We start from the raw sequence: 15,552 nt of genomic DNA, 5'->3' as shown, positions 1-15,552 counted from the left end.
TTGCCGCGAATGCCCACGTATCACGGCGTGGCATAGCTGGCTTTGGCTTCGGTATCTAGCCGCTGGGCGGTTTGGTCGACGCGACGCAGCCACGCCAACAGCAAGGCACCCAACCCCACAAAGCCACCCGCTAACCACAAGCCGACATCGTAATGGCCGGAGGCTTCCGCGAGCATGCCGGTGAGCGCAGGTGCCACAATCTGCGCTGCGCCGTAAGCCAACGTCATTTGTCCCATCAAGCGGGCGGGGCTGGCGGGGTACAGCCTACCCGCCATGGTCAGCACTAAACTGACGCACCCCAGGAACGTGCCGCCATAGAGCACTGCGCTAATCAAAACGCCCGGTAACGTTGGGCTGATCGCAGGCAGCACAATGCCGACTACCTGCACCATCATGGCCATAATCAGCGCGCCTAAGTAACCAATCCGCCGCGCGATTAAATCCCACAGCATCACGGCGGGTGCTGCGGCCAGCCCCACCAGCGCAAAGGCCCAGTTTCCGGCTCCGGCCAGCAGCGGTTCACGCTCCACAATCGCGACCAAAAACGTTGCGCTGATCACATAGCCATAGCCCGCACAAAAGTAGGAAGGCAGCATAAAACGCATAAAGGTGCGGCTAGGCGGCGTTGCAGGTTGATGACTGGCAGCGCTGCCTACCACCGGTTTCACCGGACGCGGTAACCAGCACCAGGCAGGCACCAGCAGCACCGCCCCCAACGCGCTAAAGCCCCACCACTGCGCTTGCCAGCTCATTGGCAGCGCCAGCATTAGCTCTACTGCTAAGGCCGCGACCACAATGCCAATGCCGACGCCTGCAAAGTGGATGCCCAGCTCGCCCCGCTGATGGTGCTGAATCAGCCAGTGCAAAATCAGCCCTGATGCCAACAGCATCGAGCCGCTGCTAGAAAGCCCCGCCAAAAAGCGCAGCCCCGCCCATACCCAAAAGTGCTCGGTTAGCGCCATACCGGCGGTGGTTAACACGGCCAGCACTAAGCCAATGCGAAACAGCGTGTCCTTCAAATAAATCGTGCGAATAGAGGCCGCCAGCACCGCTCCTAGCATATAGCCAGCGTAATTCAACGCTGCTAGCCAACCGCCATCGGCATCACTGATCCAGCTCTGCTGCTGCATCACCGGCAGTAGCGGCGTATAGGCAAATCGCGCAATGCCGATACATAAAATTTGGCTAAATACCCCCGCCAACAGCACTTTAAAGCGCTGGGCCTGAACACTTCTAGTAGGCATGGACACTCCCTCGTCGTGACTATTTTTGTTGTGGTAGTGTGGCTTAAATAGGTAGCCAGCTATCTTCCATCATACGCGGAAACCAGTGCCGTACTATCGGCTAAACGTGGCATGGAGAAGCAGCGCATTAGCGCTCGGAATCTGGCAGACTAACTCTCACGTTCACTACCCTCATAAGCGAGTAAGCACCATGAGCGATACTGCAAAACCCTGGACGCAATCGATGCCCGACGCGCAGTTCAAACTGATGCGCGACATTTTGGCAGCTCCCAGCCCGGTAGGCCTGGAAGGCGCGATGACCTACGGCGTGCTGAAGCCTTACTTCGAGCGCTTCGCCCCCAGCGACTGGCACTTGCACCAGTTCAAAGGCAACGCGGGCGTGGTACTGGATACGCACCCGGGCCGTGATGATATGTTCAAGCTGATGATCATCGGCCATGCGGACAAAATCCGCATGCAGGTTCGCTCGATTGGTGAAGACGGCAAAATCTGGATCAATACCGACTCTTTCCTGCCCGGCGTATTGATCGGTCATGAAGTGACGCTGTTCAGCGAAGACCCGGACGCCCCCGGCAGCTACCGCAGCATCGAGGGCGGCACGGTAGAAGCGCTGGGCGCGATCCACTTCTCCGACCCTGCCCAGCGCGATGGCAGCAAAGGCATCAAGAAAGAGCAGATCTACCTCGACCTGCAGATTCATGGCGAGAACAAGAAGCAGCAGGTGCTGAACCTGGGCGTGCGTCCGGGCGACTCGATCATCTTCAACCGCCCTATCCGCCAAGGCTTTAGCCCGAATACGTTCTACGGTGCGTATTTAGATAACGGCCTGGGCTGCTTCGTGACAGCGGAAGTCGCGCGTCTGATCGCCGAAGCAGGCGGCACCGAGAATGTACGGGTCATGTTTGCCATTGCCAGCTACGAAGAGATTGGCCGCTTCGGCAGCCGCGTGCTGGCCGGTGAGCTAAAGCCCGATGCGCTGATTGGCGTGGACGTGAACCACGACTACGTAGCAGCACCCGGCATTGGCGACAAGCGCATGCAGCCGCTGGAAATGGGCAAAGGCTTTACGCTATCGGTGGGTTCGATTGCCAGCGAGCAGCTCAACCGCATCATCGCCAGCGCCGCTAAAGAGCAGGACATTCCCATGCAGCGGGACATCGTGGGTGTGGATACCGGCACTGATGGCATGGCAGGCGTCCTGGCCTCCATCGATAGTGCAGCGACCTCCATGGGGTTCCCGATCCGCAATATGCACACCATTTCGGAAACCGGTAACACCCAAGACGTGCTGGCAGCGGTTCACGCGCTGCACCACACCATTCAAGCGCTGGATGCCCTGCCCAATCTTAAGCGGGCGTTCTTGGATAATCACCCGCGTCTCGATCAAGCCAGCCCGCTGGCTCACCAAGGCAGCGCCAAACCCGGTAGCGACGAAGAAGTCTCCGCTTAATTAGCATAAAAAAACCCCGGCCAAACATGGCCGGGGTAGCAGTGACTCCTCCGTGATCCTTCTTCACGAACGTCCTGTTCGTGCATCCCTGGTCTTACAAGCGCTCCGTGCTTGCTCTTACTCCTTGACACCCTCCCTGTGTTACTGCCCACCATGAACTTTATATGTGTCAACGACATTAACGTGAGATAGAAAACACCGCACTTTTATTAAATTTTTTGACGCTTCCCTCTGCCATTCGCCCAAAAACGCCTGCGCATGCTTTTTATAGCGCTTTGTGTCAGCGCTACCTATACTTTTTGAGCATCCTTCGTGATGCTTCTCTACACGGACGTTACCACGCCTGAACCCATTCACCCCCTAGCGGTAGGAGGTCAGCGTGCGACATATCATGATCAGTTCGAAAGTCCACGGTGTGGATATCATGTGCCGCCACTGCGGCAATGCAGAATCCGCCACAACACCGTACCTCAATCGGTTCCGGTTGGAAGGCACCGGTAAAGACAGCGTGCTGCTGCGCTGTTTAAGCTGCCAAACGGCAGTGTCAGCACCCATGAGCCAGCTCAGCACTCTGTTCTATCACTACGCCTGTTAATGGCCTTTGCAACGGCCGCGACCACAGCAACAGTCCGTACGTTGCTGGCTCATAAAAAAACCCCGGCCATCGCTGGCCGGGGTTTCATCAGGTCCTCCTTAATCTTACGTCACGAACGTCCTGTTCATGCTTCCTTGTGCGCCGCAAGCACTCCCTGCTTGCACTTCCTTGTAACGCCATCCCTGCGTTATGTGCACACAGTGCGCCCTATCACGGCTCAGTTATCTAACCTGGGATATGAAACGCAAAAAGTTTTTCGTGTCATCGCCGGGCGCGCTCACTCGCGCTTGCGCAGGCGAGTGAGAAAAACATACCATCACGTACGTTTGTTACTCACAAGGACATACCCGTGACCATGAATCTCTCAACGTTTTCTGCCTCTGCTTCATCCACGCGCCTGGCTCCTTACCTCGCAGCAGCCTTCGGGGTCATGCTGGCGACCCCTGCCCTGGCTAATAGCTGGGAAGGTACCGTGGGCGCCGGTGCGGCCTACGCCCCCGACTATCTGGGTAGCGATGATTACGACGTACAGCCGCTACCGGTACTGAACCTCACGTACGGTGACGATGTTTCCATCAACCTGCGCGACGGGATCGCTTGGCACGCTCTCCGCCAAGGTGACTGGACCGTGTCGCCATATATCGGTTACACCTTCGGGCGAGACAACGAAGGCGACATCAGCCGCTTCGAGAAAGTGGATGGCGGCGCGACCCTTGGCCTGCGTGTCAGCTACCAGCAGGGCATGTGGCGCTACAGCATCGCGGGCAGCACGGCGGTGACGGGAGATGTCGAAGGCGCTAACTTCACGGGTGAGGCGGCCTTGCGACTGCCCATGAGCGAGCGCGCGCTCTTCACGCTGACGCCCAGCGTGAGCTACTCCAACGAAAAGTGGACCGAATCGTTCTTTGGAGTTTCTGCCCAAGATAGCGCACGCAGCGGCATCGCTCCTTACTCACCGGATGGCGGCTACTGGCGAGCAGGTGTCAATGCTTCTCTGAGTTACGCGCTCACCCGGGAATGGACCGCCACGGGCTTCGTAGGCACGACCGTCCTCACCGGCAACGCGTCGGATAGCCCCATCGTGGATGAGCTGGGCAGTGACTGGCAGGGGTTGGGTGGCGTATCGCTGACCTATCGGTTTTAGCATCTGACCGGCCACTCGCACAGGTATCAAAAAGGCGGGCTCAACGGCCCGCCTTTTTTCGCTGTCACGCCATGGCTTAGCGCGTGAACCACGCCATCAGCGCTTCTGCCGTGGGTGCAGAGGAAGGCGGGTTCTGGCCGGTGATCAGTTGGCCATCTTCACGTACGTAGGGAGTGAAGAGATCGGCTTTGCTATAGATACCGCCGCACTTCTGCAACGCATCTTCCACCAAGTGTGGGACCACGTTAGTGAGGCCAACCGCCTCTTCTTCACCGTTGGTGAATCCGGTGACTTGACGGCCTTTCACCACCGGTTCTCCGTTGCTGTCCTTGGCATTCACCAGCACGATAGGCGCGTGGCAGACGGATGCCACCGGCTTACCCTGAGCGATGAAGGTTTCGATCAGTTTGATGGAGTCTTTGTCATCCACCAAATCCCACAAGGGGCCGTGACCACCGGGATAGAACACGGCGTCGAAATCATCAGCGCTCATGTCGCTCAGGCGGTGAGTGTTCGCCAATTCGGCTTTCGCCACCTCATCTTGCTGGAAGCGACGGGTTTCGTCGGTTTGGCTATCTTCCGCATCGCTTTTGGGGTCCAGCGGCGGCTGTCCACCTTTGGGTGAGGCAAGCGTCACTTCTGCTCCCGCATCCTTGAATACGTAGTAAGGCGCTGCCAGCTCTTCCAGCCAAAAGCCGGTTTTTTCGCCTGTATCGCCGAGCTGATCGTGCGAGGTCAATACCACTAGAATACGCTTGCTCATCTCGATGCTCCTAATAGTGAAGAGTGGGATAGCGTGGTGCGTTGCTTCACCTACGTTGGGGCGATCATGGTGGGTTACAAGCCCCCTCCACGTCTCGTGTATAGAAAATCCCTCAGTGCCAACGCTCGGATAACGCGATGTTTTCACGCCAATAGATAACACGTAGCATCATTTACGTACTATTCAAGTACAATAAAGATACAATTTAATCTTGTACATTATTTATCCCTAACCTATAGTTAAACACGTTCGCGGCAGGGATACCGCGTCACAAGGGAATGAACGCTAAGGAACAGCGAGATACTGCTCATGGAAAGAGCATGCTCAGGAAGAGCCATGTAACGCCAAGGAAGGAGCACGCTCAGGAAGAGCTAAGTGATGACCATGGAAGGCTAGGTACTGGAAGCATTGGTGCTTAAAAAAGCGTCCTCATTTATGAGGGCGCTTTTTCATGGGCGCCATGTAGCCAACGCGATGACTCCCACCGTCATAGGTGACACGTGAGCTTTCACGAACGCACATTTTTTCGTAACGGTCCGCGACATCGCGCAGACGCTGCCAGCAGCTTTGGCGCAATTCGTCGCCAATTCGATTTCCGCTCCATCGAGATTGGCCGCTGGGTGACGAACGAAGAGCGCGACCGAGCCGCAGCGCTGTTTCACGACGCACTCTGTGACCTCATGCTGATCTTGCAGGGCACGGAAACGTTGATTTCGCTGAGAGGCACACTGGCACTACAGTACGGCACCGGAGGCCGCCCAGGGGTATCGGCACACTACGACCCCAGTCAGCGCAGCTTTGCACTCGCCAAGAACGCAGGACCGGGCAGCATTGCCCATGAGTGGTTTCACGCCTTCGACCACTACATTGCGCCTAAGTGCTTCCAGGCAGCCCCCCGCAACGCCTTTGCATCCGCCGCTTGGTTAGCCGATGCCACGCCCATTCGCCACCCTCTCAACCAACAATTGATCGCCTGCTTTCGGGCCATCTTGCTTCAATCGGACGGCCAGCAGCCTAGTCCGCTATTTCGCCACTCTGCCGCGATGGACAAGGCGCTGGGACAGCTTTACTACAGCAAACCCGAAGAACTTTGCGCCCGCGCTTTCGAAGCCTTCGTGCAGGACGCTGCCATCACAAATCACTTTTTGGTCAAAGGTACCAAAACTTCGCCTGAAGCCGAGCGCGGCCTGTACCCACAAGGCGAACAGCGTGCGCAGATCAACGGAGCGTTTAGCGACTACTTTTCAGCTCTTGGTGCAGCGCTAGGCTATGGGCGGTAGCCCAATGTGCGAAATCGTCCGCTAGCGTCTAGGCTAATAGCTCACTCATTTCTCAGAGGACGAGAGCATGCCATCTACTACTACCATCGTGGTTGTCGTTGTCGTGATTGCCGTGGCGGTTTTTGGCGTTAGCGGCGGCCTACCGTTTTAACATGGCGGATGACGAGCGTCCGCGCTGTCTCTTCATTCGATACATGTTGACGTCAGCATAGTGAAGCAACGCATCGGCACTTTTGCCGTCTTCAGGGTAGATGGCCACCCCTACACTGCAAGACGGCATGCCGATACTAGGTGTACCGCTCTTTTCGTTCGTGACTAACGCATCGAGCAGCTGGGCCGCTTTTTCCATCGCGGTCTCTTTAGAGTGAATATCGGTCAACAGCACCGTGAACTCATCGCCGCCCATACGGGCCACCGTATCGGTTTCCCGGACGCACTCTTTCAAACGACGCGCTATTTCACATAGCACGGCGTCGCCTGCCGCATGACCATGCACATCGTTGATGCGCTTGAAGTCGTTCACATCCAAAAAGAGCAGCGCAAAACGCGTTCGATATCGCTTGGCAGCGCTTATCGCCGACGCCAGACGATCGTAAAACAGCGACCGGTTGGTCAGTTTGGTCAACGGGTCGTGGTGTGCAAGAAACCGCAGATCGTCTTCCGCTTGCACCAGGGCGGTCACATTGCGAGCCACCCCGATGCGTACTTGATCCTCCTCCGACCAGCGCGCCGACCACAGCACGTGCACCACGCTTCCACTTTTGTGCAGGTAGCGATTGCGAAAATCGAGATGGGGCTGCCCGTTCATCACCCGCTTGATGGAGTCTTGGGTGGCCGCCAAATCTTCTGGGTGCATATAGCGAGTAATCAGTGTGCCTACCAGTTCATCCGCGCGGTAGCCCAGCAGCGACTCGCAGGCATCGCTGACGAATAGAATGCGATGCCCTGCATCGACTACGAACACAGTATCGAGCATCAAGTGAATCAGCTTGGGGTAAAGCGCCTGCAAATCAACGGACATGGGCAGCCTGGTGGGGTGACTTTATCCCGAGTATAGACGGATCACGAACCGTCTGGACACCCATTGTCCAGGCATGTGCACCGCTTGCTCGCCATGCAACCGGGATGGACTCTTGATATTCTTTGATCGTAAATACGAATATATATCATTAAGATTTGCAAAAAGACTATTTTTGCGCTCAAATAAAAAGCTCACATAATCCCGCAACACTCCGACGAGGCTTTCAATGAAACGACTTTTCTTAGTGATGGTAGGTGGCTTGATGAGTAGCGGGCTGGTGCTGGCAGACAGCCAAGACCGCCTGGATCACTTTGAGGGCGCGCCCTCCGAGAACCTCCCCCAAGCCCTTGAGAATATTCAAGAAGGGAACCAACGTCTCAACCAACTCCTTAGCGCTGAGACGCTCTCGGACGAGCAAATGGGTGAGATCCACATGCTGACGTACACGCTTGAAAATGCACTGCAACGCATCGATCAAGAAGTCGACGCCATGGCAATCTCACTGGAAGAGGTGCACCTGGGCTCTGAAACGCTGGATCAAGAGCGCGTGAGCTCGAATGGCGCAGCTTACTTGGAAGCCGCTGCTCCACTAACCAACCAGTAAACGATGCTCGAAAACACAAAAAAGCCCGCTGATTGCTCAGCGGGCTTTTTTAAATTCTGTGGCGGAGAGGGAGTCCGCTGACTTAACATCCACCACTATCTACCAAAAACTACAACTACCTATAAAATCATGTGCTTGTATTGCATTTTTGTCTATTGAAGTCTATGTTGATCTATAACGCATGGGGGACTACTTGGGGGACTAACCCCAATTTTAAGAGAGGTAAGCCGTGGCAATACACAAGCTTAGCCCACGCAAAGTAGCTACTGCTGAACCGGGCAAACATGAAGATGGTGGCGGTTTACGCCTAGTGGTTTCTAAAGGTGGGGCTAAGAAATGGGTACTTAGATTTACTTTAAAAAGTAAACGCCGAGAAATGGGGCTTGGCAGCTTCCCGGACACAGGCTTAGCCGAGGCTCGTCGTAAAGCTGAAAACTATAGAAAGCTAGCCAAAGAAGGCACTGACCCAATTCACGCTCGCGAGCTGGAAACGCAGCAACAATCGACCCCTACGTTTACAAATTGCGCTGCACGGTATATTCAGTCTCACCGGCGTAGCTGGCGAAATGCTAAGCATGCTCGACAATGGGTTAGCACATTAAAGACTTACGCAAGGCCAGTCATTGGCGAAATGCCTGTTGATGAAATCGATACTCATCAAATACTCAATATACTTAGCCCCATATGGATAGCTAAGACTGAAACTGCTAAGCGTGTTCAAGGCCGAATTGAGAATGTGTTGGACTTTGCTTCAGCACACAAATATCGCGATGAAGCCAATCCAGCTCGTTGGCGTGGTCACCTTGATAAACTGTTGCCAAAACCATCAAAGGTTCAGAAAGTTACTCATCACCCTGCAATGCCCTACGAACAAGTTGCTGCATTCATGGGGGCTGTACAAGATTACAACAGCGTGTCATCAAAAGCGCTGCAGTTGCTGATCCTGACAGCAACACGAACGTCGGAAGTCCTCAATGCCGAGTGGCATGAGATTGATCTTGTTAACGCCACGTGGACGATTCCTGCTAAGCGCATGAAAGCTAGCCGCGAACATCGTATTCCCCTCTCCCACCAAGCTTTAGCGCTGATCACTACTCTTCCAAGTGTTAAAGGCAATTCATTTGTTTTTCCGGGCATGAAACCTAGTCGCCCTCTTTCCAACATGTCACTGCTGCAGTTTATGCGAGGCCTTGGTTACGGCCCAAGCGGTGACAAAGGCAACTATGTACCTCATGGCTTTCGTTCAAGTTTTCGCGACTGGACAGGTGAAGTGACCAGCTATCCACGCGATGTTGCTGAGATGGCGTTAGCGCATGCTATAGAAAACAAGGTAGAAGCCGCCTATCGGCGTGGTGATCTTTTTGAAAAACGCAGAGCTATGATGCAGGAGTGGGCTGATTATATAACGAAAAAAGACTGATAAAACAGCAGGGAGAACCCCTACTATCTTAGCCAATTATCGTCCGATCACTTAAAAACTTGAGGCGAATCAGTTTTTTCTTCATAGGCCCAGCATTACAGCCCTAATGCTTTTCAGCAGTGGATAACTTTTTATTTCAGCGTAATGGTGCGTAGATCCCGGCTAACCAGGCATGTTGCTCGATTGCTTACTTAGGTGGACAACTGCCCTAAAACCGAGGTGGATCTACCTAACGACCAACAGCTCGTTCCACTGGGTGGTATATCGAGGTGTACGCCGCTCACTACGCAGCGACCAAGCATTGCCTTTACGGGGCAAGCCCAGTTGTACCGTTCCCTTACCCAGTTCTCGGTTGAGTTTATCCATCGTCGCCATCAGACGTTCGCTGCGCTTGGCCTCTTCATTGGTTTGCGGGGTTTCCGTAAGGGTGAGCTGTCGGTTAGCCTTGGGTGAAAGGTCGAGCAGCATCAGGCCTGCTTTATGATAGGCATACCCTTTGCGCCAGAGACGCCGCAAGCCTTGAACCGCTGCTGCGATGATGTCCCGGCTATCATCGGTGGGCCTTTCAAGGGAGACGACCACACGCTGTTGATATTGTGGTAGGTCGGTACGAAACGGATTGGTACGTACAAACACCATGACTGCGCTGGTCACGCTGTGCTGTTTTCGAAGCTTCTCAGCTGCTCTGGCGGCGTGCTGCCTTAAGGCTTCGCGTAGATCATGGGGATTGCCAGTTAGCCTACCGAATGAGCGCGATACCATGATCTGTTGTTTGGGTAAGCTCATGTCATCCAACTGGATGGCAGATTGCCCGCGTAGCTCCCATACGATGCGTTCCTGCACCACACTAAAGCGCTGTCTAATACGCTTAGGGTCTGCTTCGCGCAGATCCCATGCGGACTCAATACCCATCACCCTTAAACGTTCACCGGTACGGCGTGCCACTCCCCATAGCTCGGTCACCGGCAACTGCTTAAGCAGTGCCTTGGTCGTTTCACTATCAGCGATCAGCTTACACACCCCGTGCTGTTTGTAGGCGGGATGTTTTTTAGCCGCTTGGTTCGCCACTTTGGCCAATACGCGGGTAGGTGCAAACCCCACGCACACTGGAATGCCCGTCCACTGCCGAACGGTATCGCGCATGGCTTTGCCCCGCGCTTCCAACGTATCGGGGTCAAAGCCCTGAAAGCCGACAAAGCTTTCATCAATGGAGTACACCTCCACATGGGGTGAAAACTCGCCTAGCACCTCGGTAACCCGCTGGGACATATCGCCATACAGGGCATAATTACTGGAGAGCAACACCGCTTGGCGACGAATATGCGGTGCAAGCAGGTGCATGGCTGTCCCCATCTCCACACCCAGGGCTTTGAGTTCGTTACTGCGAGCTACTACGCATCCATCGTTATTAGACAGCACTCCCACCGGACGTCCTTCGAGGGCCGGGTTAAACACCCGTTCGCAAGAGACATAGAAGTTATTGCAGTCGACCAAGGCGATCATTGCACAGTAGCCCCTGGCAAGCTGTGAATCACATGCGTGACGACACCCCAAACATGGGATTCGCGGCCATCGATGGGAATGGGCGGGTAAGCGGCGTTACTCGCACAGAGGTAAGTACGTTGGCCCACACGTTCAAGGCGCTTCACCGTGAGCTCCCCATCCACACAGATCACGATAATTCGCCCTGGCAGCGCTTCCAGGCTGCGATCAACCACCAACAAATCTCCATGGTGAATACCGTCACCGATCATGGAGTCGCCTTCGGAGCGCACAAAGTAGGTTGCTGCCGGTCGCTTAACGACGTACGTGTGCAGATCCAAATCGGTATCTAGGTGGTCATCCGCTGGTGAGGGGAACCCAGCACGCACGGCGCTGGAGTAAAACGGTAAGGGACTGGGCAAGGCCATGGCATCCGCTTGACCTATAAAGGAAACAGGTAAAGACATAAGGGCACCTCTTTTTAACTGTATAAAAAAACAGTATCAATAAAGCACCCTGATGACGCAAGCCCTTAAAGGTCAAAGCCAAAAAAATTCAGACCTATATCACTCCTATGCATCCACCACCCTGGAGCCTTTTTCCTCTGCATAGGAGCGCTGTTTATGCCCCCATCCTGCACACGCTGTGCATCACCGCGCACATTGAACCTTGAGACTGCCCAACGCGTTGGCGTCGTGGGTAGTACCCTGTTAGGCGGTGCCATTGGTGCCTGGCGGGCGACGGCTATGACCGGCCCGCTGTCGCTTGCGGTTACTCGCTTTCCCCTCGCAGAGCTGCCTGCCGCGATGATGGGCGCGTTTGCTGGTGGCCAGAGCGGCTCGCGCATCGCCCACTCGCTGTTTGAGCAGTGGCTGCCTGTTGGTAGCGGAACACCGTGGTTATGCTTGTCTTGCGGCTGCACTTATCGCGATACCCACCCGCCTTTAGCACCTAACGCTTAACCCATCGTTGTTCGCCCCATGTGGGGCGAATGATCTGCTTACTCACTTTCTCGCGCTGGCCTTTGGTCGGCGCTTTTTTTATGTCTGGAGAATGACTCATGGCACATCTCGTTGAACAAATGGCTTACGTTGGCGATAACCCTTGGCATGGCCTGGGGCAGCAACTCGACCGTCATCAACCGCTGGAGGTCTGGCAGCAACAGGCTGGTATGAATTGGCACATTGAAGAAGCCCCAGTACGCTTTATTGCCGAAGGGGCTAGCCACCTTGGCAGCATTCACTCGTTCCCTGAGCAAAAGGTGCTCTACCGCTCAGATACTAAAGCACCGCTGTCGGTGGTGTCACAGCGCTATAAGGTGGTGCAGCCCGAGGAGATTTTGGAGTTTTACCGTGACCTGACCGAGTACGCCGGGTATGAGCTAGAAACCGCTGGCGTGCTCAAAGGCGGACGTAAGTTCTGGGCGCTAGCCCGTAGCGGCTTAAGCACGTCGCTCAAAGGTCAGGATGAGGTCAATGACTACCTGCTGTTGGCTACTTCCTGCGATGGCACTCTCGCTACCATGGCAACGCCCACCACGGTGCGGGTTGTGTGCAACAACACGCTGCAAATTGCCGTTGATGGCACGTCGCAAGCGGTGAAGGTGCCGCATCGCTCAGAGTTCGATCCGCGTGCGGTGAAGCGTCAGCTGGGGATTTCGGTCTCTCAGTGGAACGACTTCATGTACCAGATGAAAGCACTGGCGGAACGTAAGATCGATCACCGCGAGGCGCAGCAGTATTTTCAGTCGGTGCTCTGCGGTATCGATAAGCCAATAGATGACCCTTCCAAGCTACCGAATTACCGGGCGCTGAATAAGGTGCAGAAGCTGTATCAGGGGAAGGACGCGGTTCTCACTTGATCACCGCTAAAGACACGGCCTGGGGCCTGCTCAATGCCGTAACGGAGTACGTCGATCACGACAAGCGGGCACGCAGTAACGATACCCGCATGGATTCTGCATGGTTTGGCCAAGGCGCACAGCTGAAGCAGGAAGCTCTGAATACAGCGCTGGCCTTGGTCAGCTGACCGGCGTTGGCTTTATCGCTCCGGAACGCAGGTTCTCATAATCGTTTAACGTTTTTCCACTATCACACCATACGCCCAGCCCTTACCGGCTGGGCGTTTTTATTGGTTAGGAGTACACCATGGCACTGCTTCACCGTGATCTCGATATTGCCCTCACTCAGCTCACCGAGCGCCTGCTCACCAAAGAGCAAACCCACGCTGAAACCTATGTGATGGCTAAAGGCCAGTTCTACCGCGCTGAGCTGCGCTTAACGCCTATTTCTCCCAACGAACTACCCAGCGATATTTAAAGACTGTTCAAGGAGCCTCCCCATGGCAACAAACACTAATGTGGTAAATCGCGACACAACGACCACCTCCCTCCAGGCCGTTCCGGCTAATTCAGCCCCGGCACATGCCGACAGCACCGCTATCATTCAGGTCATTGAGCGTGCGGCGCTTAACCCAGACGTTGATATCGACAAGATGGAGCGTTTGCTGCAAATGCAGGAACGGGTGATGGATCGACAAGCCATGATGGCCTATAGCGCCGCGATGGCGGCGATGCAGACCGAGTTACCCAGCATCGAAGAACATGGCCAAGGCAATAACGGTAAATACGCCACGCTGGAAGATATCGTCGATACCGTGCGGCCCATTATGCAGAAGCATGGCTTTGCAGTGAGCTTCCGTATTCAGACGCAGGAGCGCGGCATTCAGGTCACCGGTGTGTTGATGCACAAGGACGGCCACCGTGAAGAGACCAGTATGCTTCTGCCTGCGGATATAAGCGGCAACAAAAACGCAGTACAGGCCTTTGGCTCGTCTACTAGCTATGGCAAACGCTACGTGCTGAGTGCCCTGCTTAATATCACCACGCGAGGCCAGGACGATAACGGCAACACCAGCACTAGAGTAAAGCTAGTAACGCCCTTTCAGGCGGGGCAGATCCAGCGGCTGATCAGCCAATGCCCCGCCACGACCCAGGAGTGGTTCAGCGGCAAGTACGGTTCTGCCGTTCAGGTGCCTCAGGCGGACTTCGACAAGCTGCGGGCGTCCCTCACTAAGCGAGCTGTTAAGTAAACGGCGTACTAACCCTACCTGAGTAAAGGAGGCATCCATGCAGATACTCAACATGGAGCAAGGCTCCCCTGAATGGCTGGCGGCGCGCTTAGGCCACGTCACCATGTCGGAGCTAAAAACGCTGCTGGTTAACGGGAAAGGCCCCGGTGGATTTGGCACTGGGGCTTTTTCGTATATGCATCAGCTGATTGGCGAGCGGATTACCGGCGAACTGGCCGAGCCATTTCAGGGTAATGCGCATACCCGTCGTGGTCATGAGCTGGAAGGCGTGGCACGCACGCTTTATTGCGATGCCGCTGGTGAACCGGAACCACAGGAAGTGGGCATTATCCTCAATCACGAGGTGGGCTACTCACCAGACAGTTTGGTAGGTGATAACGGCCTACTGGAAATCAAAACCAAGCTGCCCAAATTCCAAATAGAGGTACTGCTTAGCGGGGAGATTCCCGCCGAGCATGTTGCTCAGTGCCAAGGTGGACTGTGGGTTAGCGAGCGGGAGTGGATCGACTTTGTGAGTTATTGGCCTGGCATGCCGCTGTTTATTAAACGTGCCTACCGTGACGACATCATGATCCGCACGATTGTTGAGCGAGTCGAAGCATTTCATGAGGAGATGGAGCGGCGCATGAGCCAAGTGATGGCTGCGTGAACGGTCACTTTCACAGATATTCCTTTCAACCATTAACGACATAGATGCCGGGGCCACCACCCCGGCATCTTTATTTTTTGGAGGTCATCATGCCCCATAGCAAACTCAAAGCCGGTGAAGTGGCGGGCACCTACTTAGTCACTTCGCCGGTCACAGAAACCGACATCATCACCATGGCCAAGCGGTTCGCACGCCGCAAGCTCGCCAAAGGCCGCAAGATTACTCAGCCTTCGCAAGCGTTTGAGCATCTGCAGCTGTTGCTTCAGGACTATGAGTATGAGGTGTTCAGCGTGCTGTTCCTCGACAGCCAGCACCGCGTCATCCGCTTTGAAGAGCTGTTTCGCGGCACTATTGATTCTGCCAGCGTGTACCCACGGGAAGTGCTAAAAGCAGCGCTCGCCTACAACGCCGCCGCTGTCATTCTGGTGCATAACCACCCCAGCGGTGACCCTGAGCCTAGTGATGCGGATCGGCGTATTACCGAGCGACTGAAGGAAGCGCTTGGCTTGATGGATATACGGGTGATTGACCATGTGGTGGTAGGGAGTGATGGATGCACGTCATTCGCAGAAAAAGGGTATCTGTAAACGTTCATACTCGAAGGTACAGGTACTGCCCCAGGGGCAGTACCTGTCTCCAATGCTCAATTTATTTTTTTGCCTAGATACTTCCGAAGCTACTAATTGCTGGCCGATACGCTTATCTGGCTGGCTGCGCCACTGGCGCTATTAGTTGGCACCGTGTGACAGGTTCTGTCTTTAAAGCGATATACCTCGATAAACGTGAGCTCAAGTGCGCCTGTGTCGGCAA

At 55.0% G+C, this 15,552-nt stretch carries 16 protein-coding genes and 1 pseudogene; 12 read left to right on the top strand and 5 right to left on the bottom strand.

Annotated features, from left to right (window positions below; all coding sequences use genetic code 11):
- Positions 1 to 20: 20 nt before the first annotated feature.
- Entirely contained in the window at positions 21 to 1,244 is a 1,224-nt protein-coding gene (locus CTT34_RS06070) for a YbfB/YjiJ family MFS transporter (protein WP_159341630.1), read from the bottom strand.
- A 190-nt stretch (positions 1,245 to 1,434) separates the two neighbouring features.
- On the opposite strand from CTT34_RS06070, the gene CTT34_RS06065 reads away from it, so the two are divergent.
- From CTT34_RS06065 to CTT34_RS06055, 3 genes are all read left to right on the top strand, one after another.
- The gene (locus tag CTT34_RS06065; RefSeq protein WP_159341629.1) at positions 1,435 to 2,694 is read left to right on the top strand and encodes a M20/M25/M40 family metallo-hydrolase; all 1,260 of its coding nucleotides are present in this window, start codon (positions 1,435 to 1,437) and stop codon (positions 2,692 to 2,694) included.
- Between the two features lie 379 nt (positions 2,695 to 3,073).
- Positions 3,074 to 3,289 (top strand): hypothetical protein, encoded by a 216-nt coding sequence (locus CTT34_RS06060; protein WP_159341628.1) that lies wholly within the window; start codon positions 3,074 to 3,076, stop codon positions 3,287 to 3,289.
- Positions 3,290 to 3,644: 355 nt separating this feature from the next.
- Positions 3,645 to 4,433, top strand: a complete 789-nt coding sequence (locus CTT34_RS06055; protein ID WP_159343719.1) for a MipA/OmpV family protein — start codon at positions 3,645 to 3,647, stop codon at positions 4,431 to 4,433.
- Positions 4,434 to 4,509: 76 nt separating this feature from the next.
- Here CTT34_RS06055 and CTT34_RS06050 read toward each other — a convergent pair whose 3' ends face one another.
- Complete coding sequence (locus CTT34_RS06050) at positions 4,510 to 5,196, bottom strand: type 1 glutamine amidotransferase domain-containing protein (RefSeq protein WP_159341627.1); 687 nt, start codon at positions 5,194 to 5,196, stop codon at positions 4,510 to 4,512.
- Between the two features lie 500 nt (positions 5,197 to 5,696).
- On the opposite strand from CTT34_RS06050, the gene CTT34_RS06045 reads away from it, so the two are divergent.
- Positions 5,697 to 6,476 (top strand): CLCA_X family protein, encoded by a 780-nt coding sequence (locus CTT34_RS06045; protein ID WP_159341626.1) that lies wholly within the window; start codon positions 5,697 to 5,699, stop codon positions 6,474 to 6,476.
- A gap of 139 nt (positions 6,477 to 6,615) precedes the next feature.
- On the opposite strand, the gene CTT34_RS06040 is transcribed toward CTT34_RS06045, so the two are convergent.
- Entirely contained in the window at positions 6,616 to 7,497 is an 882-nt protein-coding gene (locus tag CTT34_RS06040; RefSeq protein ID WP_159341625.1) for a GGDEF domain-containing protein, read from the bottom strand.
- Positions 7,498 to 7,723: 226 nt separating this feature from the next.
- On the opposite strand from CTT34_RS06040, the gene CTT34_RS06035 reads away from it, so the two are divergent.
- Positions 7,724 to 8,101, top strand: coding sequence for a DUF6746 family protein (locus CTT34_RS06035; RefSeq protein ID WP_159341624.1), 378 nt, complete (start codon positions 7,724 to 7,726; stop codon positions 8,099 to 8,101).
- 229 nt (positions 8,102 to 8,330) lie between these two features.
- The gene (locus CTT34_RS06030; RefSeq protein WP_159341623.1) at positions 8,331 to 9,521 is read left to right on the top strand and encodes a tyrosine-type recombinase/integrase; all 1,191 of its coding nucleotides are present in this window, start codon (positions 8,331 to 8,333) and stop codon (positions 9,519 to 9,521) included.
- 225 nt (positions 9,522 to 9,746) lie between these two features.
- Here the strand turns inward: CTT34_RS06030 and CTT34_RS06025 are convergent, their stop codons facing one another.
- Positions 9,747 to 11,024, bottom strand: coding sequence for a Y-family DNA polymerase (locus CTT34_RS06025; RefSeq protein ID WP_159341622.1), 1,278 nt, complete (start codon positions 11,022 to 11,024; stop codon positions 9,747 to 9,749).
- A complete protein-coding gene (locus tag CTT34_RS06020) occupies positions 11,021 to 11,470 on the bottom strand; it encodes a LexA family protein (RefSeq protein WP_159341621.1) in 450 nt (149 codons plus the stop codon). Before CTT34_RS06020 ends, CTT34_RS06025 begins: the two co-directional genes overlap by 4 nt.
- A gap of 156 nt (positions 11,471 to 11,626) precedes the next feature.
- On the opposite strand from CTT34_RS06020, the gene CTT34_RS06015 reads away from it, so the two are divergent.
- The 6 genes and pseudogenes from CTT34_RS06015 to radC all read left to right on the top strand — a co-directional run bounded on the left by CTT34_RS06015 (position 11,627) and on the right by radC (position 15,329).
- A complete protein-coding gene (locus CTT34_RS06015; RefSeq protein ID WP_159341620.1) occupies positions 11,627 to 11,965 on the top strand; it encodes a hypothetical protein in 339 nt (112 codons plus the stop codon).
- A gap of 98 nt (positions 11,966 to 12,063) precedes the next feature.
- Positions 12,064 to 13,031: pseudogene (locus CTT34_RS06010) on the top strand (DUF932 domain-containing protein).
- A 119-nt stretch (positions 13,032 to 13,150) separates the two neighbouring features.
- Complete coding sequence (locus CTT34_RS06005) at positions 13,151 to 13,321, top strand: hypothetical protein (protein WP_159341619.1); 171 nt, start codon at positions 13,151 to 13,153, stop codon at positions 13,319 to 13,321.
- Between the two features lie 22 nt (positions 13,322 to 13,343).
- Positions 13,344 to 14,093 (top strand): ERF family protein, encoded by a 750-nt coding sequence (locus CTT34_RS06000; RefSeq protein ID WP_159341618.1) that lies wholly within the window; start codon positions 13,344 to 13,346, stop codon positions 14,091 to 14,093.
- Positions 14,094 to 14,130: 37 nt separating this feature from the next.
- On the top strand, positions 14,131 to 14,742 hold the full coding sequence (locus CTT34_RS05995; RefSeq protein ID WP_159341617.1) for a lambda exonuclease family protein: 612 nt from the start codon (positions 14,131 to 14,133) through the stop codon (positions 14,740 to 14,742).
- Between the two features lie 44 nt (positions 14,743 to 14,786).
- On the top strand, positions 14,787 to 15,329 hold the full coding sequence (gene radC, locus CTT34_RS05990; RefSeq protein ID WP_451923648.1) for a RadC family protein: 543 nt from the start codon (positions 14,787 to 14,789) through the stop codon (positions 15,327 to 15,329).
- Positions 15,330 to 15,552: the final 223 nt, after the last annotated feature.

It is taken from the genome of Halomonas meridiana (assembly GCF_009846525.1).
Classification (GTDB): Bacteria; Pseudomonadota; Gammaproteobacteria; order Pseudomonadales; family Halomonadaceae; genus Vreelandella.
Note: the sequence above shows the minus strand (reverse complement) of the source record. Positions and strands in the feature narration are given on the sequence as shown.